Genomic DNA, 19,800 nt, shown 5'->3' with positions numbered 1-19,800 from the left:
GTATTTGCTTCTGTTACACAGGTGTACGGGTGTGAGCCTCGTCGCCGAGGCGGGTCCTGCACTCACCGGTGTGGGTTCCGGGGGCGCAGCCGCCGGCTCCGCGACAGGCGAAGCTGTCGCGGAGCCGGGACAGCAGCGCGATGAGCCGGCCGACGTCGTCGTCGGACCAGTCCTGGAGGTTGTGGGCGAACACCTCGGTGGTCCGCCGGGTCAGTTCGTCGAGCTGCTCGTGCCCGCCGGGGGTCAGCCGCAGGATGCGGGACCGCTTGTCCGCCGGGTCCGCGGACCGTTCGATCCAGCCGCGATCGGCCACATGGGCCACATGGCGACTGGTCACCGACATGTCCACGGACAGCAGCTCGGCGAGCCGGCTGATCCGCATCTCGCCGTGCCGGTCCAGGAGGGTCAGCACGGCGGCGGATCCCGCGGGACATTCGTGGGGCAGTGCGCGGGCGAGCCCTCTTTTGACGGCCCCGACGGCGCTGAGCTGCCGGGCCAGTTCCTCGTAACTACTCCGTGCGGCCACGGGAACCCCCAGCACACTCACGACTATGTTGTTGCTTAGGGCAACGATAGAAGCCGTTGGTTGCTACAGGCAAACGAAAACGGCCTTGCAGAAGTAAAGGAACGCAAAAGCCTCCGTAGGGTCCGGGTCAAGCCCGTTCGCCGGCTGTGGCGACCCGGGTCGGACGGGGCGCGGGGTGGCCCGGGGGTTGGGCGGTGGGCCCGAGTTCGCTAGGGTCCTGCCCCATGGCACACAACCCCCACGCCCCTCAGCCGGGCCCCGAGGGCACCCCTGACCCGGCGGGCAGCACGCAGATGTTCCGCGCCTTCGTCGACGAGGGCGAGCCGCAGCGCCGGCAGCAGCCCGCGGCGACCTCTTCCGGGCCGAAGGCCGGGGTGATCGCGGCGGTGATCGCGGTCGTCGTCGTCCTCGGCGCGGTCGCCTGGCTCGCACTGGGCTGACCCGCGCTCGCACGGCCGCGCCCCAGGACGGTGCGTGCGCGCCCACGACGGCGCGATACGTACGGGGTGCGTGCGCGCCCGCGACGGCGCGATACGTACGGGGTGCGTGCGCGCCCGCGCCACGCACAACACATACGACCGTTACGTTCCGGTTCCGGCCGCACGGGGGACGGAGGAGCGGAGCCGCACCGTCGGCCGCCGCTTCGCCCTCGGGCGGCCTTCGTGCGTCAGGGACCTGCCGCCGCCGTCCGGTCAGCCGGTCAGGTCACTTCCACACGGCGGAGACGTCCTGTGTCTCGACGCGCATCCCCAGCGGGACCCGCCAGGACTCCACGCAGACGGTGTACGTCTCCGAGCGCGCCGAGCCCGCGCCGATCGGGGCGGGCAGGGGCTGGGACGAGGTGATGGTCGCCCAGTCGACGCCGAGGGCGCCGATGATGTGGGTGGCGAAGGTGACGGTCCCCGAGCGCGCCGGGGAGCCGCCGGTGTTGCGGAACTCCACGGTCACCTTCTCGCACCACCGTTTGTCCGCCGCCGCGCGCTGTGGTGCGCTCAACGTCAGAGCGGCCGGGGCCGCGGGCGGAGCGGGAGGTTCCGGAGTGCCGGGGGTGCCGGGTTCGCCGGGTTCGCCGTCGCCCGGAGGTGAAGGGGCGCCGGGCCCGCTGCCCGGCTCCGCGGGGTTCGAGGGGTTTGCGGGGTTCACGGGGTTCACGGGGTCTGAGGGCTTCGCGCCCGGCCCGCCGGGCGAACCACCCCCCTGACCACCGCCAGGCGTCTCCGTACGCGCCCCGCCGGGAGGGCCCTGGGCGCGCCCGGGCTCGCTCGCACCCGGGCCGGAGGGTGCAGACGAGGGGCTGCCGGACCCGCGGCCGCCGGGGCCGGGCTCACCGCTCCGGCCGCCGCTGCCGCCGTTCCCGTCCAGCGGGACCAGCGTCACCTCGCCCGAGGGCTTCCCGTCGCCGCCCGCCGGCCGGTCCCCGCCCTCGGCGGCGGCGCCCACGGCCACGTACCCGTCGTCGCCCGGTCCGCCCCCGCAGGCGGCCAGGAGGCCGCCGCCCAGACACAGGGCGGCCGCCGAGGCGACGATGACGGTGCCTCGGCGGCCGGTGGAGCCGAATGTCTGACGTCGCATCGCGCCAGTGTGGCTGACGGGCCGTCAAATCTGAACCCCGGTGCAGGGACCGGCGGAGTCCGGGCGGACTCGGCCGACCGGCTTCAGTCCGCGATGAGCCCTTCCCTGAGCTGCGCGAGTGTGCGGGTCAGCAGCCGGGAGACGTGCATCTGGGAGATGCCGACCTCCTCGCCGATCTGCGACTGCGTCATGTTCGCGAAGAACCGCAGCATGATGATCTGGCGCTCGCGCGGGGCGAGCTTGGCCAGCAGCGGCTTGAGCGACTCGCGGTACTCGACGCCCTCCAGCGCCGAGTCCTCGTACCCGAGGCGGTCGGCGAGGGAGCCCTCTCCGCCGTCGTCCTCGGGGGAGGGGGAGTCCAGGGAGGAGGCGGTGTAGGCGTTGCCGACGGCGAGACCGTCGACCACGTCCTCCTCGGAGACCCCGAGCGCGCGGGCCAGCTCCGGCACGGTCGGCGAGCGGTCGAGCTTCTGCGCCAGCTCGTCGCTGGTCTTGGTCAGGGCGAGCCGCAGCTCCTGGAGGCGGCGGGGGACCCGCACGGACCAGGAGGTGTCGCGGAAGAAGCGCTTGATCTCGCCGACGACGGTGGGCATCGCGAATGTGGGGAACTCGACGCCCCGTTCGCAGTCGAAGCGGTCGATCGCCTTGATCAGGCCGATCGTGCCGACCTGGACGATGTCCTCCATCGGTTCGTTGCGGCTGCGGAACCGAGCCGCGGCGTACCGCACCAGCGGGAGGTTCAGTTCGATCAGTGTGTCCCGCACGTAGGTCCGCTCCGGACTGTCCGTTCCCTCGGGGCCCGAGGCGGGGCCGAGCGCGGCGAGCCGCAGGAACAGGGAGCGGGACAGCGTACGGGTGTCGATGGCTTCCGGCGAGCTGGTGAGCACGGCGGGTGCCGGCACGCTCTTCGTGAGCGTGAGCACCTTCGAGCTGCCCTGTTCTTCGGACATGCCACCCCCTTGAGGTCGCGGACGGTCGCGGTGGCCGCGACCATCGGAGGAACGCAGCCTCCACCTGAATACCGGAGGCGGGGCTGCGGCAAACGCGCTTCGAGCAGAATGTCACATGTCGGCAACACGCTGTAGTGACATGTCGACAAGTCAGCGGGGAATCCGCCCTGGAAACAGGGGGTGTAGGCCTTTTATGCCGTCAGAACTGCTCTGTGAACGGTCTACCCGTTCCGGTTACGCCTCGATCCTGTTTGCGGATCTCAGTCGGGCGAAACTTCTGGCGAGAAGCCTTGACACATGCATCTGGGAGACGCCCAGCTCCGCGCTGATCTGAGACTGGGTCAAGTTGCTGTAGTAGCGCAGGAGGAGGATGCGCTGCTCGCGCTCGGGGAGCTGGACGAGGAGGTGCCGGACGAGATCGCGGTGTTCGACACCCGCGAGCGCGGGGTCCTCGTAACCGAGGCGGTCGAGGAGTCCGGGCAGCCCGTCGCCCTCCTGGGCGGCCTCCAGGGAGGTGGCGTGGTACGAACGCCCCGCCTCGATGCAGGCGAGCACTTCATCCTCGGAGATCTTCAGCCGCTCGGCGATCTCGGCGGTGGTCGGGGACCGCCCGTGGGCGGTCGTCAGGTCCTCGGTGGCGCCGGTGACCTGGACCCACAGTTCGTGCAGCCGGCGGGGGACGTGGACGGTGCGCACGTTGTCGCGGAAGTACCGCTTGATCTCGCCGACGACGGTAGGCATCGCGAACGTGGGGAACTGGACCCCGCGGTCCGGGTCGAACCGGTCGATGGCGTTGATCAGGCCGATGGTGCCGACCTGGACGACGTCCTCCATCGGTTCGTTGCGGCTGCGGAACCGCGCCGCGGCGTACCGCACGAGGGGCAGGTTCGCCTCGATGAGGGCGGCCCGGACCCGCCCGTGCTCCGGAGTGCCCGGCTCCAGGTTCTTGAGCTGGCCGAAGAGGACCTGGGTGAGCGCCCTGGTGTCGGCGCCGCGGGTCCTGGCGGGCCTGGCGGAGGGGTCCGGGGTCTCGGTCTGGATGTCCTCGGCCCGGACGGTCTGGACGGTCTGGACGGTCTGGGCGGTCTGGGCGGTCTGGACGGTCTGGGGAGGCACTTGAGGCGCTGTACTGGCCGGCACGGTGACGCCACCCCTTCGCGGTCAACTACGGTCAACTCATCCGTCAAAAGCGGTCATAGCATCACAAGACATGTCCACTGTGTGCAAGCACCTCAAAGTGCCGTGTTGAGGTCATAAGGGTTTAAACGGAACAAGGAAACCCCCCGCCCGACGGGCGAGGGGTTGCAGGGACCGGACCGAACCGGCGCCGGGGAGACGTCAGAAGGGGTAGTCGGCGATCACCCAAGTGGCGAATTCCCGCCACTGTCCGGCGGCGGCCTGGTGGGCGGGGTGCTCGATGTACCGCTTGAGCGCTTCCTCGTCGGCGACGGCGGAGTTGATGGCGTAGTCGTACGCGATCGGCCGGTCGGTGATGTTCCAGGCGCACTCCCAGAACTCCAGCTCCGGAACCTGCCCCTCCAGCTCCCGGAAGGCCCGGTCCCCGGCGACGACGCGCGGGTCGTCCCGCTCGACGCCGTCGTTCAGCTTGAAAAGGACCAGGTGGCGGATCATCGCACTACTCCTACTTCACCAGCTCTGACATGAAGTCACCGACGCTCTGCGCGGCGGTGGAAATGCCTTCGAACCCTACCTGGACCAGCTCGGCGGCCCGCTGCGGAGACATGATGATCGTGTACAGCACGAAGACCACCACTAGGTAGATGATGATCGTCTTAGCCTTGGCCACAATCCTGCCTCCCCGTCGACCCCATGTGCGATCGGGCGATTCTATCCGCACGGATGGCCGTATCCGGTGGCTGTTCTCGATCACTGATGCGTCTTTTAAGGACCTACGTCCCCACCATCGAGGCCTTTCGCCCGACCACACGGCTCCCGCCGCCCGGCAGGATGGACACCGAGCCCAAAGGGACCAGGCAGGACCCGGAGGGCCGGAACAGGGCCTCTCTGTGGGGTCACCGCCGCGCGATCCCCCCTGACCGCGGCGGAGGACCAGCAGGCCCTGTTCTCACCGGGGGAAGCGGCTTGTCCCCCCGATGCCGCTTCCCCCGACCTGAACCGTGAACCGGAGCGCCCGGTCGCCGTACATCCTCTGTACGGCGACCGGGCGCTCTGCTGTTCCCGGGCGCCTGCCGCAGTACCACGGGCGGCGACCGGGGAATGACCGCGAGCGATGCCGTGCGGCTGGCCGTGAGCAGCTCCGCACGCGCGGGGCGCGTCAGAAGAGGTCGTCGCGCTCAGACTGATCTGAGCAGGTCGCGGAGGTTGGTCATGTGCGCCTTGGCATCGGCGATCTGGGAGGGGCGGGGCGAGTCCTCGGCGGCTCCGGAGTGAGCTGTACGGCAAGGTCGGCAGAGGCCGTCGGGGAGGGCTTGCGGGGGCCCGGGACGGCCGCAGTCCGCGCATTCCACGAGGAGGTGGCGGGCGGGGGCCGAGGCGTCGGCCGAGGGGCTCCCGGCGGTGGGCAGCCGGGGAGGCATCTTGTCGGTGAGGCGGCGGCGGAGGAGGCCGACGGGGAAGTCGACCTTTGCGGGGAGCCCCGCCGTCAGCGCACTGGTCAGGTAGTCGACGCTCACGCCTCGCGCGAGCCATTCCGCTGCCTGTGCTTCCAGGGCGGCGCAGTCGTCGGCGGAGAGGGCGAGCCGGTGATCGGCACGACCGAGACGGGCCAGCGCGAGGTAGGCGGGGCCGACTTCGACGGCGTGGGGCGCCGCATGAACGGTGGCCGGGGGCGGCGCGGGCGGCTCGGGCTCGGTGTCCGGGGCCTGGGCCGGGGTGCGGGTGCGCTGGTGCGGTACGTGCGGTACGGCGGTGGGTTCGGGGACCTGATCGGTACCGGGGCGCTCCGGAGCGGGCGGAGGCGGCGGTTCCTCGGCCGGGGCCCACGGTGGCGGCGGTGCCGTGTCGAGGGCGGGCGCCTCCGGTACGGGGGCTGCGGCCAGGGCGGCCTGCTCGGTGGCGAGGAAGGCGTTCCACCACTCGTTGTCCCGGGCCGTGCGCGACCAGAAGGTGCGGAAGACCCAGCGCGTTTCGTCGCCCGCGCCGACGGGGCATCGGACGCGCCGCAGGTGGCCGGCGACGGAGAGGTCGGTCAGGGACGTGGAGACGGCCTGCTGGCCGTAGAGCGGGAGCTGTTTGGCCAGGGTCTTCACGCTCATCGCGGCACCCTCGGGGAGGTGGTCGATGAACCCGGCGACGTAACGCTCGCGGGTAGGCAGGTGAGCGAAGTCGTGGCGCGTACGGGCCTGTTGGTCCGGTGCGGAGCGTTTGCCGTAGCCGGGCTTGGCCATCGGGTACGCGGCGGAGCGTGCGGGAGCGGGCAGGGCGGAGCTAGTGTGCTGGGTAGCCATGGGATCGGCTTTCTGGGTTATCGATCTCGTGGTGAGACCCCGGCCTGGTGTGCAACCACCGCGTCGGGGTCGTTTGGTTCCCGCACCGTAAGCAGTCGTGACACTGTGCCGCAAGCTGTCACGATTAGTCATACTTGCTGACCGTGACGGGGGCGGGGAGGTAGGGGAGGTTTCCCCAAACCCCTTCTTCTACCTACCGGTTAGGGAAGGCGCTCGAATCCCGGGTCCCGCATCCCGAAGCCCGAGTCCCGGCACCCGAGCTTCGGGCCGGGGCCTCATTCACGTACCCCCGGAAGAGTGACGCGACCGTCCCGAAGCCCGAAGCCCGAGGCTCAGGGTTCGGGACCCGAGCTTCGGAGGGAGGCCTCCCCGTTACCCCCGCCAAGAGCGCTACGCAGCCAATCAAGGCCCCCCTGCGCCAGAAGTTCGTCGGCCAGGCGGTGGGCGGTCTCGGTGACGAGGCGGACTCGACTGTTGTCGATCCAGCGCCGGGCGTTCTCGTAGCCCTGGGCCTTGTATTCGATCCCCTGGAGCATGCACTCCAGCTCGTCCGCGTCCCGGGCGCAGACCGCCTCCGGCGACTTCTGCGCCTCGTACTCCACGACTATTTCGCGCACTGCCGAGGCCAGTACCTTGGGCATACCGGCCGTCTGGTCGACGGTGGCTTCCTGCGGGTCGCCGGCGGATGCGTACCTCTTCCCGGGGTGGTGCACGTCCCCGGTCCCGGTCTCCCGTCTCTCGTGCCGGACGGCGAGGTATACGGCGCGCGCGGGTGCCGCGCGCTCAGGTTCGCGGGGATGTGGCGATCAGCGCCGTACGCCACGAGTGCTCGGCAACGCTCTCGGGATCACGGACCCCGGCCATCCACCAGCCGGTACGCCGCGTCTGCTTGAGCGTGCCCGCCTCGTACAGGAAGCGGCCCACTGCGGACAGATCGTCAGCCACGACCCTCTCCTCTCACGCCTCGGCGAGGCGGATCTGCCTGCGCTGATCCGGAGTTGTGAGGCTGTGTCTGGTGCGCCGCCGCGATCCCTGCCCGTCCTCAGTTCCCCTCGGCCACCGGCACCAGGATTTCCGTATGGTCTCGGGCGACCGGGGGCATCGTGCCACGGAGTACTGGCCCGTGGGCGAGTGGATGTCGCGATGCCTGCCTGTCGCCCCTAGGCTCGACATGTGAAGACGTTCGTGTTCGACATAGGCGAGACTCTCGTCCGCGACGACCGCTACTGGGGTTCCTGGGCCGACTGGCTAGGCACCCCCAGACATACTCTGTCCGCCCTTGTCGGCGCCGTGACCGCCCAGCGGCTCGACAATTCCGAAGCGCTGAAGCTGGTGAAGCCGGGCATCGACATCCCGGCCGAATACGAGGCCCGCGAGGCAGCCGGACGAGGTGAGCACCTTGATGAGTCCGACCTGTACGAAGACGTCCGACCCACGCTTGCGAAGCTACGCCAACTCGGGATGCGCGTCGTCGTCGCAGGCAACCAGACCGTGCGCGCGGGTGAGTTGCTCCGGGCGCTCGACCTGCCCGCCGATCTCGTCGCAACCTCCGAGGAGTGGGGCTGCGCCAAGCCTTCGCCGGAGTTCTTCGCAAAGGTTCTGGAGGCGTCCGGCGTCCCCGCGATAGACACCGTGTACGTCGGTGATCACCCCGCGAACGACACGTTCCCCGCAGCCAGGGCCGGGCTTCGCACCGCACACATCCGCCGCGGCCCCTGGGGGAACCTCTGGGGCGCCGACGACCAGGTGCACGCGACTGCCGACTGGGTGATCCAGTCGCTCACAGACCTCATCGCGATCGCCGAGAAGTAGAAGAATCAGGTTCCGCAACGTCATCGCGCGAGTACGGTCAGTGGGTGTCTTCCGAAAGCCCGCACGAGATCGGCAGGCGCATCGCCGCCTGCCGCCGTGCACACCGGTACACCCAAACCGAACTTGCGACGGCCTCCCATGTGTCCTACGCCATGGTTCGCGCCGTTGAGCGAGGTGCACGCCGACCCAGCGACGAGGTGCTCGAAGCGATCGCGGACGCCCTTGAGGTGGACGTCACGCGTCTGCGCACTGATCACGTCGGCACGGAGCGACGTGTCCATCGGGCGCTACCTGCCCTGTCGGAAGCGATCGCTGGTTACGACCTGGCCCTGGGCCCACCGGCGCGTGGGCCGGAAGAACTGGCCGATGGGATCATCACGGCGGTGGGCTGGCGTCTCGCCGCCCAGTACGGCCGGATCGCTACCGTCATCCCTGGTCTGCTGACCGATGCGATTCGGTACGTCCATACTGCGCCCGGTGCCGAACACCAGGATGCCGCGCGGATGCTGGCCTCCGCTGCTCGAACCGCCGATGCCGTCGCCTACAAGCACGGGGCACACGACCTCTCCGCGCGCCTCATCGACCTGATGCGCTGGGCAGCCGACCGTGCTGCGGACCCTCTCGTCCAGGCGACCGCCTCGTACGTTCGCGCCGAGACGTTCTTCGCCGCCCGCGCTCACGCAGCCGGCCTGGTAGCGCTGGAGCAGGCCATCGAGGCCGCCCCGCCACCGGACGGGCGCACGCAGGCAGCCGCTCGCGGAGCACTCCACATGAGGGCCGCAGTGATCGCGAGCCGCGCCCAGAACGTAGGGGCGGCCGACACTCACCTGACCCATGCCCGACAGCTAGGCAAACAAGTCGGCCGAGAGGACCGCTACCTGGGCACGGCCTTCGGGCCTGAAAGTGTGCGCATCCACGAAGTGTCCGTCGCGGTCAGCCTCGGACCTGACCACGCCGACCGGGCTCTCCGCGCCGCTGCCGCATGGGCACCGGGCATCGATCTGCCGGCCGAACGCCGCAGCGGGTTCTACATCGAACTTGCCAGGGCTCAGGATTGGGCAGGCCGCCCCGTAGAGGCCTTCACCAGCCTCCGGATGGCGCGTGCTGCGGCACCCCAGCACACGCGCGAGCACCCTTGGGCGCGCGAGGTCGCCCGAAACCTTCGCCGCTTCCATCGCTCCGACTGCGAAAGACTGACGCACTTCGCCCACTGGGTCGGAGCGGTCTGAACCACGCCTTGCTGCTACAAGCCGTAGCAGTCAGGCCTGGCCCCTGCCTCCATGCTCTACCCGTCCGTACCAGACGGGTAGTTGAGGAGACGGAATGCTTATTCCCGTGCGGGTTGAGGGACGGCGCATCGCCTGGCCACATGTCGGGGCAAGCTCCGGAAGAAGCAGTCGGTGCGAGGGCGGCGACACCGCGTACAAGATCTGGCTCGGCCACACCCAGTGTTGCCCCACCTGCCGTGCCGGAGCCTCCTGTCCGACCGCTGTCCACCTTGGTCGTGCCTGGCGGGAGGTCCGAAGCACATGAGGTGCTACGCAGAGTGGGAGGCGCACGAGTTGCCGGTCGAAGACGACACCGGTGCGTACTGTCCGGAGCATGAGGTGACTCTGTTGTGGCGTGGTGAGCCGATCACTTTCGCTGATGTGGCCGAGGGCGCGGTGGCCGACCTGGGTGGGCTGCGTGCGGGGGCGGACGGCCCGTACGGAGTCGTCTGCCGCAGCGCCTTGGTGACGGGTCTGGCCGACGTGCACGCCATCTGCCTGCGGCCTGACTGTGTCTGTCCGTGCCATGCGGCGGCCACCGCTCTCCGGGAAGCGGCGTGAGCGCCAACCTTTCGGCAGCGGATGTGCGGATGTGCGAGGCGTGTTGGCGCGATCCGGTTACTGCCGTACGGCGCACTGAGGGTGGCCGCGATCTGTTGTGCCGGGCGTGTGCCGAGGGTGGCTGGCCGCGCCGGGTCGATGTCTTTCCGCCGTACGGGATCTACGGGGTTCACGACCCTGCCAAACGAACTGTTGCAACGATCAGGGGAGAAGGACGATGATCACCACCCCCGTACGGGCCGATGCCGGTAAGCACGGTGGGCCGCCGTCGGACAAGCCGTGGACACCGCCCCAGGAGCCGAAGCCGACTCCGGACGGCAGCCGCCCTCAGTGCTTCCCGCAGCCGTGAGCGCCGCACACCAGGCACCCACCTACCCGGACCTGGTACGGGGGTTGGCCGATCGTGGATTGCTCACCGGCCGGTGGCGGCGAGTGTTCGAGGCTGTTCCGCGCAGTCGGTTCGTTCCGGCGAGGGTGTGGCGGCAGTTGCCCGATCGGTGTGAGCCGGTCGTGGGGGCGGATGCGTGGCTGGCGTTGGTGAACAGCGACGAACCGGTGATCACCCAGCTCGACGACGGGGCCGAGGACGGGCCCGGTGTCGCTACGTCGTCGAACTCGATGCCCTCGATGGTTGCCCGGATGCTCACGCTCCTCGATGTCCAGGACGGGCAGCGTGTGCTGGAGATCGGGACCGGCACCGGGTACGTTTCCGCGCTGCTCTGCGAACGGCTCGGCGACGATCTCGTCCACAGCGTCGAGCTCGACCCGGTCGTGGCCCGGCAGGCGGCCGATGCCCTCGCGCAGGCCGGGTACCGGCCGCACCTGCGGGTCGGGGACGGTGAACAGCCGTGGCCCGGTCTGGGGTTGGTGGATCGGCTGATCGCCACCTGCGCCCTGCGGTACGTCCCGCACGCGCTGCTGCGGCAGGTCCGGCCCGGTGGGGTCGTCGTGGCCCCGCTGGCCCGGGAGTTCTGGTCCGGCGCGCTGGTCCAGCTTCGTGTTCAGGATGACGGCACGGCGGTGGGGCCGTTCTGCGGCGGGGCCACGTACATGCCGATGCGAGCCCACCGCGTGCCTGACCTTTACGAGGTGCGGGGCAAGGGTCGGGCCCGTGCCGCTGGTCTGGACCCCGCCCGGCTCCTCGATCTCGGATTCGCCCTGTATGCGGGGGCCCGGCTGCCCGGCGTGCGGCTCATCCACCAGGAGACCGTCGACGGGGCGCGGGTCTGGGTGACCCGGGAGGACGGAGGCGCTGCGACGGCTGCCTCGGGGGAGGAGGTGTGGCAGTACGGGCCCGGGTTCCTGTGGGAGGAGATCGAGCAGGTCTGGTGGGAGTACGAGTCGGTGGGGCGGCCCAACTCCGAGCAGTTCGGGCTGACCGTGACCGACCGCGGCCAGCAGGTATGGCTGCGCGAACCCGCCGAGGTCATCCGGCCCAGCAGGACATAACCCTCGGCAGGTCGTCTGTGCAGCCCGCTGTTTGTTGTCTACGCGCCGACTCGGCGACTGAGACGCGGATCGTGTCAGCCGCGCAAAATGCGGAGCAACAGGACGATGAGCGGCACGCCCGGCAGTCGGTCTTGAGGACAGCCCCGCGTGCGCGGGGACCAGGAGGAGCTGCGTACGCACGCGAGTACGCAACTTCCCCATGCCGCTCGTCAACCGCGGGCTGGCTCCACTCCTCGCATCAGACCGCTACTCGGGTGGGCAAGGCGTCCGCCCTCCCATAGGCGAGCACCTGGGCGAGGATGTCCCGGAACCGGACCACGTCGTGCGGCGGTGCCTCGATGACGGCCTCGATTTCGCTGTCCTCCAGCCGGAGGCTCTCCAGTGCCTCGGGGTCCAGCACGACGCGGAGGACATTGCCCTGCAGGACGGCTTCGCGCACACAGCCATAGGCCGTCCCCTGCCCTGCCGTGACCAGGCAGTGTGTGTCCATTCCCAGGGCGACCTCCTGGTCGTCGGGATCTTCTTCGCCCGACATGAACGACAGAATGAAGCCGCTGCCGTCCTCGGCCTCCGCCAGGCCGGCTTCGGTGAAGTAGCCGTCGGGATCGACCTCGGCTCCGGCGGCGCGGGCGGTGAATCGAAAGGTCATGAAGAGGTTCTACCAAGGCGGTCGGACAGCAGACGGGGGTGTTCGTCTGCACGACGAGATCCAAGGAGGAGCTGTTCAGACCGTTCCTCCCCGGGCCGGACGGAGCCGGTGCCGCGGCCGCAGAGATGCCGTCCTGGGCACCAGCGGCTGGGGCGGTCTGGAAGGGGGCGTGGTCGCGGATCATGGCCCAGAAGACGTTGACGCGGCGCCGGGCGAGGGCGAGGACGGAGTCGGCGCAGGTGGTTCGTGGCATGGTCCGGTGCAGCGGACTCCGGCGACGCTGACCGTAGAGATGGAGGCCGCGTACCCCTCGGCTTCGGCGACCTTGAGAATCAGCGTCATCCTGCGGTCCTGGTCGGCCGGGAGGAAAGTCGCTGCGCGTCAAGGACGAGGAGGGGCGCGGGGGAACGCCGGGGCTACTCGCCGTGCCATGTTCGGCGGGCCTCCTCGATCTCCTCGGGAGTGAAGGGGCCGTGTGCGTCCTCGTATGCCTCGACGATCTCTCTGGTTCTGGCCAAGGCGAGGGCGTGGGCGCCTGTGCGGGCTTCGGTCTCGCCGTCAAGCGGTCTGGGGATGGTGACGGACTTCTTGGCGGTGGTCTCGTCCAGAGGTGCGTACTCGGCAGCCACACCCGCATTACCCCACCAGGAGTAGGACTGCTGTCCAGTCGCGTTCGCGTTCTTGCGGCCATGCAGCACGTATCGCACGCAAAAACCCCCTTGACCGCGTCTCCGCAGATCAAGGGGGCTTTGTAAGAGCGGTAGCGGTGGGATTTGAACCCACGGTGACGGGTTACGCCACACTCGCTTTCGAGGCGAGCTCCTTCGGCCGCTCGGACACGCTACCGAGAGAGAGCTTAGACCATCCCGGGGCGTGGACAGAAATCGGTTCTCGGGAGCGGGGCCCTACCTGGTCAGGCAGCCGGGGCGCACCTGGTCGGGGGCGGGGCCGTACCGGTCAGAGCGCCCGGAAGAAGGCCGTCAGCTGTTCGGCGCACGTGTCCTCCAGTACGCCGCCGATCACCTCCGGGCGGTGGTTGAGGCGGCGGTCGCGGACGACGTCCCAGAGGGAGCCGGCCGCGCCCGCCTTCTCGTCGCGGGCGCCGTAGACGACCCGGGCGACGCGGGACTGGACCAGGGCGCCCGCGCACATCGTGCAGGGCTCCAGGGTGACCACCAGCGTGCAGCCGGTCAGGCGCCACTCGCCGTGGGCCTCGGCCGCCCGGCGCAGGGCCAGGATCTCGGCGTGCGCGGTGGGGTCGCCGGTGGCCTCGCGTTCGTTGTGGGCGGCGGCCAGCTCGGCGCCGTCGGGGCCGAGGACGACGGCGCCGACCGGCACATCGCCGGCCGACGCCGCCCGCCCGGCCTCGGCCAGGGCGCGGCGCATCGGTGCCTGCCAGGGGTCGCGTACGGGGTCGGGCTCGGGTACGCGTACGGGATCCGGGGCGGGCTCGGGTGAGGGGTCCGGCGGTCGTGCGGTCACCTGCGGACCCTAACGGACGGGATCAGGACGGACGGGCAGGACGGACGGGCATGTACGACGGGACAGGTGGTGAGGGAAGGGCGGGTGTACGGGCCGGCTAGCGGACCGACTCCAGGACCTCCGCCGCTCCCACGGCCTCCGCGATCTCGGAGAGTGCGTCGGTCTGCAGGGTGAGCAGCTCCTTCTCGGACATCCCGAGGTCGGCGAGGACCCCGAGCTCGCCGATCGGTCCCGCCGGTACGGCGTCCGGGTCGGGGCCGTCCTCGTCCGGGTCGACGGCCGCGGGGGCGGGCCGTTCCGGTTCGCCGTCCTCGGTGCCGTCGAGGTCGACGAGCTCCTCCAGGGCGGCGATCTCGTCCTCGGCCCCTGGTTCGCGGCCGAGCACTTCGTCGGTGAGCAGGATCTCCCCGTACGAGGAGCGGGCGGCGGCGGACGCGTCCGAGACGTAGATTCGGGGGTCCTCCTCACCGTCCACCCGGACGACGCCGAACCAGGCGTCCTCCTGCTCGATGTAGACCAGGACCGTGTCCTCGTCCACCGAGGCCTCCCGGGCCAGATCTGTCAGATCGGACAGGGTCTCCACATCGTCGAGCTCTGTATCGCTCGCTTCCCACCCGTCTTCGGTGCGCGCGAGCAGTGCGGCGAAGTACACCGTGACTCTCCCACTGGTCATAGGCGAATCGGTCCGGCGGGAGGGCGAACGGTGATCCGTCCGTCCTGCGCCCCGCCCAATCGGCATCGTGGCAGAAACAAGCGCCGTGCGAGACCTCTTCGGCCGTTGCGTCGGCCATCAGTTCCAGGAGTGCCTGGTCGGCCGTCGCCCTGACGAGGCGAACGGCGGGGGAGTGCGCCGGTGGTACGTGGAGTGGTACGGGGAGGATTCACCAACGGAACGTGCGCATCCGCATCTGTTGCCGCATACGGGCCGCACGGGCCCGGCGCGGCTGCACGCGGTCGCGCAGCTGCTTGGCCTCGTGAAGCTCACGGAGGAACTGGGCGCGTCGACGGCGGCGGGCGGCGTCACTCTCCTGCGCGTCCTCGACGTCCTTGGCCGCGCCCTCGGCGTCGCGCCCGTCGCGCGGCCCGCGCGAGGCCGGGTCGCGCCGCAGTTCCCCGTCCACCATCGACACACCACCCCAGTGCTGGGTCCGTATGCCCCCACCTTCCCCCCGAACAGGTGGTTGATGCCAGCGCAGAGTGCCGGGCGGCGCGGTTACTGTTGACACATGCGGATCCACGTCGTCGACCACCCGCTGGTGGCGCACAAACTCACCACGCTGCGCGACAAGCGCACCGATTCCCCGACCTTCCGGCGGCTCGCCGACGAGCTGGTCACCCTTCTCGCCTACGAGGCCACCAGGGATGTGCGCACCGAGATGGTCGACATCGAGACCCCGGTGACGCCCACGACCGGGGTGAAGCTCTCGCACCCCCGGCCCCTGGTCGTCCCGATCCTGCGGGCCGGTCTGGGCATGCTGGACGGCATGGTGCGGCTGCTGCCGACCGCCGAAGTGGGCTTCCTCGGCATGATCCGCAACGAGGAGACGCTCCAGGCGGAGACGTACGCGACCCGGATGCCCGAGGACCTCTCCGGTCGCCAGGTCTACGTCCTGGACCCGATGCTGGCCACCGGCGGCACCCTCGTCGCGGCCATCCGCGAGCTGATCAAGCGCGGGGCCGACGACGTCACCGCCGTCGTCCTCCTCGCGGCGCCCGAGGGCGTCGAGGTGATGGAGCGCGAGCTGGCCGGGACCCCGGTCACCGTCGTCACCGCCTCCGTCGACGAGCGGCTCAACGAGAACGGCTACATCGTGCCGGGCCTCGGGGACGCGGGCGACCGGATGTACGGAACGGCCGAATAGGCCACGGCCGAATAGGCCACGGCCGAATAGGTTGGGGCCGCATAGGTTGGGACGCCGCCGAGTGGGTCGTCCAAGACGCCCGAACAGGTTCGGAGTCCGGATAGGTCCGGACGGCAAGGTCCGGTCAGGGCCCTTCCACGCTCTCGCGCCCCGTCCCGGCGTCGTACGTATCCGTACGGCGCCGGGGCGGGGCGCGAAAGCGTGTGCGCGTTCAGCAGGAGCGTGCGTGTGCGTGTGTGACGGGGTTCAGCAGGAGGGGGACGGGGCCGGGGCCGGCTTCGTCAGGGCCGCCATCGCGGCAGTGGCCTCCTGCGGGGTGCTGAACGCCTTGAACTTCGTCCCGAGGATCAGGTCGACCTCGCCCGTTCTGCGGGTGTCGGTCTTCTGTACCGCGCCCGCCAGCTGGGTGCCGAGCACCGTGAAGCTGCCGTTCGTCGCGGTCGGTGCGCCGAGCAGCACGCCGGTGCCGGGCACCTTCTTGTCGTACGCCTTCGTCGCGTTGCCCACCTCGCCGATGGTGAAACCGCGTTTCTTGAGCTCCTCGGCGGCGGACTTGGCCAGGCCGCTGCGCGTCGTCGCGTTGTAGACGTTGACCTTGATGGCGGCCGGTTTCGGCAGCGCCTTGGCGGGGGCCGCCGACGGCTTCGGGGTGGGGCAGTCCCGCTTGTGGTCGGCCGCGCTGGCACTCTTGTCGCCGCCGGTGAAGACGTCGATGAGCTGCAGCGTGCCCCAGCCGGCCAGGCTGAGGGCGACGACGGCTCCGATGCCCGCGAGGACCAGCCTGCGGCGGTGCCGGGGGCGGCGCATACGGGGATAGGCGTCGCCCGTGATGCGGTACTTTCCGCCCATGCCGGGGGGAGTGAGCATGCTCATGGAGGCAGCGTAATGCGACCCTGTGTTCATGCGTACAAGATGATCAACGTATGGCACCCGGATGAGCGTGAAAACACCCGAAAGGCTCGAATTGGGCTTCGGTGGGGTGCGGAGCCCGGGTGGAGTGCGGAGCCCGGCTGGGGTGCGCGGGCGCCCTCGCGGAGGTGCGCGCAGGTAGCCGAGGGTGGCGTCAGCCCAGGTCGAGGACGCGGGCGTGCAGCACCTGGCGCTGCTGGAGCGCGGCCCGGACCGCCCGGTGCAGGCCGTCCTCCAGGTAGAGGTCGCCCTGCCACTTCACGACGTGGGCGAACAGGTCGCCGTAGAACGTGGAGTCCTCGGCGAGGAGGGTCTCCAGGTCCAGCTGGCCCTTGGTGGTCACGAGCTGGTCCAGGCGAACCGGACGCGGCGCGACATCCGCCCACTGTCGGGTGCTTTCCCGGCCGTGGTCGGGGTATGGCTTCCCATTTCCGATGCGCTTGAAGATCACACGGAAAGCCTACCGGGCAAGGGCCACCGGGCGCAGCCAGGCAAGCTCACCGCGATGACGGTGCAAAGGGGGTATAGCGCCGTATTGGGCTGGATAACCGTGCAGGGGGAGTGGGAATGGAGTGGCGGGAGGTCCTGCCCGCCCCGTCGGACCCTGGGGGCGTGGGAGGTCGCGGTAGCGGGCCCGGTGCGGAATTCCGTGGGGATTCCGCACCGGGCCCGCTGGTGGTCCACCGTGCGGGCTCGCGTTGCGCCGTCTACGGGACTGCTTACGGGACGGTCCACGGGACGGTCCACGGGACGGTCCACGGGACCGTCTGCGGGACCGTCTGCGGGACTGCTTTCGGGACCGCTTACGGGACTGCTGCTTGCGGGACGGACGTGTTCCGGGCCGCCGCTCCTACTCCGCGACCCGGCCGTGCCCCTCGCGTAGGCCGCCGCCGCTGCCACCGCTGCCGGGCGTACCCGTGCCGGTGTCGGGGGTGACCGGGCGGGTCAGGGAGCGCAGGTCGTGGGCGTACGTTCCGACCGCGTTGGCGATCACGTCGATGTTGGTGTCGAAGTGACCCATGTCGATGTTGTCCAGGTCGTCGCAGGCCGCGTGGTAGCAGGGGTCGTACGCGATGCCCGCCTCGCCGCCGAACACCTCGGCCTGGGCCGGCGTCTTGATGCCCTCCGCCCCGGTGTCCGTACCGCCGGACGGGATTCCGACCTCGATGAACGGTCCGTAGTCCGAGCGGCCGGTGAAGTCCGTGCCCTCGTGCGGCTTGCCCTTGCCGTCGAGGAACTCGTTGATGTCACGCTCCAGTTGGGCCGAGCCCTCCGGGCCCGCGCCTTCGCCGACGTTGTCGGAGTTGTCGCCGTCGAAGACGAACTGGACGCCGTTCGGCGAGGCGATCATGTCGAAGTTCAGATAGAGCGCGATCTGCTCGCGCTGCTTCGCGGAGAGCGCCGCGACGTACTTCTCCGAGCCGATCAGGCCGTTCTCCTCGGCCGACCACCAGGCGAACCGCACCTTGTTGGCGGGCTTGCTCTTCGACTTCGCCAGGTCCAGTGCCACTTCGAGCAGACCGGCGGATCCGGAGCCGTTGTCGTTGATGCCGGGGCCCTCGGTCACCGAGTCGAGGTGGGCGCCGAGCATCACCGTCCGGGCCGTGCTGCCGCCGGGGGTCTCGGCGATGACGTTGCGGGTGGGGCGGTCCTCCTGCAACTCGCGGATCTCGAAGGAGACGGTGACCTCGCCGCCCGCGAGGTCGGCGGCCAGCTTCTCGCCCTCCGCCTGAGTGAGGCCTCCGGTCGGGATCCTGCCCGCCGCGACCTCGCCGAGCGTGCCGGACAGGGCGCCCTCGACGTTGTTGTAGATGACCGCCCCGGCCGCGCCCGCGTCGGCGGCGGCCGCCTGCTTCTCGGCGAAGGAGCAGCCGCCGCGCTTGATCAGCGCGATCTTGCCGGTGAAGGTCGTGGACGCGTAGTCGGTGGCCTCGCAGCCCGTAGTCCCGTCGACGGGCACCGCGACGAGCGCCGCCGTCAGGCCGCCCACCTCGGTCGACGGGGTGTACGTCATGGCCTTGATCGTGACGTCGCGGGGCGTCGGCGTCACCACGGCGAGATTCTCGGCCAGCGTCTCCGTGTAGGTGAAGCGGAAGTTCTCGTACGAGACCTTGTACCCGGCGCGCTGGAGCTGGCGGTAGACGTACGCCGCCGAGGCGTCGTGGCCCAGCGAGCCGGCGGCGCGGTGACCGTCGGTCGAGTCGGCTATCGCCTGGAACTGCTGGAGGTGGCGGTGGGCGTCGCGTGCGGACCCCTTCCTCACCAACTCCTTCGACAGCTTCGCCGCTTCCTTACCGGGGTCGTGCGGCGCGGGGCGGCCGGGGTGCGGGGACGCGGCCAGGAGGAGCGGTGTGGCCAGGGCGGTGGCGGCCACGACAGCGATGGCTCTGCGACGTGTTGCGTGCACAGGAGTCCTTCCGGTCTGAACGGCTGGTGCTCTGAGCGGCTCAGTACCTGAATCGCCGGCGCTCCGAGCGGCTCAGTACCTGAACGGCTGAACAAATGTGCTGCGAAAGCTAGCGAGTGGGGTGATGCCTGTGAACAGATGTGGCCGGATTCGATCGGTGAGAGGGAGGTGTCGGCCGGATCCGACGCTCGACCGCATCCTTCTCGGCCGAGCGTCGGACCAGGCCGACTACCTGCCAGACTTCTTGGGCGGTGAGCCGCCCGACTTTCCGGGCGAGGGTCCGCTCGGCTTCTTCGCTGTCCCGCCCGGCTTCTTCGCTGCTTTGGCCGCCGCCTTGGCCTCCTGCTTGTACGCGCGCACCTCGACGAGCGACTCCGGGCCCGTGATGTCGGCGACCGACCGGTGCGATCCGGCCTCCCCGTACGGGCCCGCCGCCTCCCGCCACCCCGCCGGCCGCACCCCGAACTGCTTGCCGAGCAGCGCCAGGAAGATCCGCGCCTTCTGTTCGCCGAAGCCGGGCAGCGCGTTGAGGCGTTTCAGCAGCTCGTCGCCGGTCGCCGCGTCCCGCCACACCGCGCTCGCGTCGCCGTCGTACTCCGCCACCAGGAAGCGGCACAGCTGCTGCACCCGCTGGGCCATGGAGCCGGGGTAGCGGTGCAGAGCCGGTTTGGTGGTGAACAGCTCGGTGAAGGCGTCCGGGTCGTAGGCGGCGATCCGCTCCGCGTCCAGGTCGTCGGAGCCCATGCGTTCAGCGAGGGTGTACGGGCCCGTGAACGCCCACTCCATCGGCACCTGTTGGTCCAGCAACATGCCGACCAGAGCGGCCAGCGGGCTGCGGCCGAGAAGCTCGTCGGCCTCCGGATTCTGGGCGATCCGCAGGGTGATGTCCTTGCCGCTGTCGCTCGTGGTCATGCTGCCGATCATC

23 protein-coding genes, 1 tRNA gene and 1 pseudogene are annotated in these 19,800 nt (G+C 70.1%); 7 read left to right on the top strand and 18 right to left on the bottom strand.

The annotated features are described in order from the left end of the window. Nucleotides 1-13: 13 nt before the first annotated feature. Nucleotides 14-526: a MarR family winged helix-turn-helix transcriptional regulator gene (locus N7925_RS17280; protein WP_265603912.1), complete on the bottom strand. Its 513-nt coding sequence runs from the start codon at nt 524-526 to the stop codon at nt 14-16. 224 nt (nt 527-750) lie between these two features. Between N7925_RS17280 and N7925_RS17275 the strand changes: the two genes are divergently transcribed. Further along, complete coding sequence (locus N7925_RS17275; protein WP_018958646.1) at nt 751-966, top strand: hypothetical protein; 216 nt, start codon at nt 751-753, stop codon at nt 964-966. 265 nt (nt 967-1,231) lie between these two features. On the opposite strand, the gene N7925_RS17270 is transcribed toward N7925_RS17275, so the two are convergent. The 7 genes and pseudogenes from N7925_RS17270 to N7925_RS17240 form a co-directional block, all read right to left on the bottom strand. Then, nucleotides 1,232-2,098, bottom strand: a complete 867-nt coding sequence (locus N7925_RS17270; RefSeq protein ID WP_274344375.1) for a hypothetical protein — start codon at nt 2,096-2,098, stop codon at nt 1,232-1,234. A gap of 83 nt (nt 2,099-2,181) precedes the next feature. Beyond that, on the bottom strand, nt 2,182-3,048 hold the full coding sequence (locus tag N7925_RS17265; protein ID WP_018958648.1) for an RNA polymerase sigma factor SigF: 867 nt from the start codon (nt 3,046-3,048) through the stop codon (nt 2,182-2,184). A 234-nt stretch (nt 3,049-3,282) separates the two neighbouring features. After that, nucleotides 3,283-4,188 carry an RNA polymerase sigma factor SigF gene (locus N7925_RS17260; protein WP_274344374.1) on the bottom strand — a complete coding sequence of 302 codons (906 nt, stop codon included), beginning with the start codon at nt 4,186-4,188 and terminating at the stop codon, nt 3,283-3,285. Nucleotides 4,189-4,386: 198 nt separating this feature from the next. Then, a complete protein-coding gene (locus N7925_RS17255; RefSeq protein ID WP_274344373.1) occupies nt 4,387-4,680 on the bottom strand; it encodes a Dabb family protein in 294 nt (97 codons plus the stop codon). A 10-nt stretch (nt 4,681-4,690) separates the two neighbouring features. Beyond that, nucleotides 4,691-4,855: a hypothetical protein gene (locus N7925_RS17250; protein WP_265600487.1), complete on the bottom strand. Its 165-nt coding sequence runs from the start codon at nt 4,853-4,855 to the stop codon at nt 4,691-4,693. Nucleotides 4,856-5,363: 508 nt separating this feature from the next. Then, nucleotides 5,364-6,476 (bottom strand): MarR family transcriptional regulator, encoded by a 1,113-nt coding sequence (locus tag N7925_RS17245; RefSeq protein ID WP_274344372.1) that lies wholly within the window; start codon nt 6,474-6,476, stop codon nt 5,364-5,366. Nucleotides 6,477-6,808: 332 nt separating this feature from the next. Next, nucleotides 6,809-7,421 (bottom strand): annotated as a pseudogene (locus tag N7925_RS17240) (HD domain-containing protein). Nucleotides 7,422-7,649: 228 nt separating this feature from the next. Between N7925_RS17240 and N7925_RS17235 the strand changes: the two are divergent. From N7925_RS17235 to N7925_RS17210, 5 genes are all read left to right on the top strand, one after another. Next, the gene (locus N7925_RS17235; protein WP_274344371.1) at nt 7,650-8,288 is read left to right on the top strand and encodes an HAD family hydrolase; all 639 of its coding nucleotides are present in this window, start codon (nt 7,650-7,652) and stop codon (nt 8,286-8,288) included. 44 nt (nt 8,289-8,332) lie between these two features. Next, nucleotides 8,333-9,517, top strand: a complete 1,185-nt coding sequence (locus tag N7925_RS17230; protein WP_274344370.1) for a helix-turn-helix domain-containing protein — start codon at nt 8,333-8,335, stop codon at nt 9,515-9,517. A gap of 300 nt (nt 9,518-9,817) precedes the next feature. Continuing rightward, nucleotides 9,818-10,117 carry a hypothetical protein gene (locus N7925_RS17225; RefSeq protein ID WP_274344369.1) on the top strand — a complete coding sequence of 100 codons (300 nt, stop codon included), beginning with the start codon at nt 9,818-9,820 and terminating at the stop codon, nt 10,115-10,117. A 217-nt stretch (nt 10,118-10,334) separates the two neighbouring features. Next, nucleotides 10,335-10,466: a hypothetical protein gene (locus N7925_RS17215; RefSeq protein WP_274344368.1), complete on the top strand. Its 132-nt coding sequence runs from the start codon at nt 10,335-10,337 to the stop codon at nt 10,464-10,466. Beyond that, nucleotides 10,448-11,566: a methyltransferase domain-containing protein gene (locus N7925_RS17210; protein ID WP_443032168.1), complete on the top strand. Its 1,119-nt coding sequence runs from the start codon at nt 10,448-10,450 to the stop codon at nt 11,564-11,566. Before N7925_RS17215 ends, N7925_RS17210 begins: the two co-directional genes overlap by 19 nt. 238 nt (nt 11,567-11,804) lie before the next feature. Here N7925_RS17210 and N7925_RS17205 read toward each other — a convergent pair whose 3' ends face one another. The 6 genes from N7925_RS17205 to N7925_RS17180 all read right to left on the bottom strand — a co-directional run bounded on the left by N7925_RS17205 (nt 11,805) and on the right by N7925_RS17180 (nt 14,821). Continuing rightward, the gene (locus N7925_RS17205) at nt 11,805-12,215 is read right to left on the bottom strand and encodes an Imm10 family immunity protein (RefSeq protein WP_274344366.1); all 411 of its coding nucleotides are present in this window, start codon (nt 12,213-12,215) and stop codon (nt 11,805-11,807) included. A 416-nt stretch (nt 12,216-12,631) separates the two neighbouring features. After that, nucleotides 12,632-12,844 carry a hypothetical protein gene (locus N7925_RS17200; protein ID WP_274344365.1) on the bottom strand — a complete coding sequence of 71 codons (213 nt, stop codon included), beginning with the start codon at nt 12,842-12,844 and terminating at the stop codon, nt 12,632-12,634. 129 nt (nt 12,845-12,973) lie between these two features. Continuing rightward, nucleotides 12,974-13,061 (bottom strand) — tRNA-Ser (locus N7925_RS17195). A 111-nt stretch (nt 13,062-13,172) separates the two neighbouring features. Continuing rightward, a complete protein-coding gene (gene tadA, locus N7925_RS17190; protein ID WP_265603911.1) occupies nt 13,173-13,601 on the bottom strand; it encodes a tRNA adenosine(34) deaminase TadA in 429 nt (142 codons plus the stop codon). A 193-nt stretch (nt 13,602-13,794) separates the two neighbouring features. Beyond that, nucleotides 13,795-14,349: a tRNA adenosine deaminase-associated protein gene (locus N7925_RS17185; protein ID WP_265603910.1), complete on the bottom strand. Its 555-nt coding sequence runs from the start codon at nt 14,347-14,349 to the stop codon at nt 13,795-13,797. A gap of 229 nt (nt 14,350-14,578) precedes the next feature. After that, nucleotides 14,579-14,821 carry a hypothetical protein gene (locus N7925_RS17180; protein WP_265600479.1) on the bottom strand — a complete coding sequence of 81 codons (243 nt, stop codon included), beginning with the start codon at nt 14,819-14,821 and terminating at the stop codon, nt 14,579-14,581. 102 nt (nt 14,822-14,923) lie between these two features. On the opposite strand from N7925_RS17180, the gene upp reads away from it, so the two are divergent. Then, nucleotides 14,924-15,559: a uracil phosphoribosyltransferase gene (gene upp, locus N7925_RS17175; RefSeq protein ID WP_265600478.1), complete on the top strand. Its 636-nt coding sequence runs from the start codon at nt 14,924-14,926 to the stop codon at nt 15,557-15,559. Between the two features lie 246 nt (nt 15,560-15,805). On the opposite strand, the gene N7925_RS17170 is transcribed toward upp, so the two are convergent. The 4 genes from N7925_RS17170 to N7925_RS17155 form a co-directional block, all read right to left on the bottom strand. Beyond that, entirely contained in the window at nt 15,806-16,408 is a 603-nt protein-coding gene (locus N7925_RS17170) for a LytR C-terminal domain-containing protein (protein ID WP_265603909.1), read from the bottom strand. A gap of 214 nt (nt 16,409-16,622) precedes the next feature. Next, complete coding sequence (locus N7925_RS17165) at nt 16,623-16,919, bottom strand: type II toxin-antitoxin system VapB family antitoxin (RefSeq protein WP_003967677.1); 297 nt, start codon at nt 16,917-16,919, stop codon at nt 16,623-16,625. A gap of 399 nt (nt 16,920-17,318) precedes the next feature. After that, nucleotides 17,319-18,875, bottom strand: a complete 1,557-nt coding sequence (locus N7925_RS17160; RefSeq protein WP_265600477.1) for a M28 family metallopeptidase — start codon at nt 18,873-18,875, stop codon at nt 17,319-17,321. A gap of 228 nt (nt 18,876-19,103) precedes the next feature. Then, nucleotides 19,104-19,787, bottom strand: coding sequence for an HhH-GPD-type base excision DNA repair protein (locus tag N7925_RS17155; protein ID WP_265600476.1), 684 nt, complete (start codon nt 19,785-19,787; stop codon nt 19,104-19,106). Nucleotides 19,788-19,800: the final 13 nt, after the last annotated feature.

The sequence above is a fragment of the Streptomyces sp. CA-278952 genome (assembly GCF_028747205.1).
Taxonomy (GTDB): domain Bacteria; phylum Actinomycetota; class Actinomycetes; order Streptomycetales; family Streptomycetaceae; genus Streptomyces.
This window is presented reverse-complemented; position numbering and strand designations above follow the sequence as displayed.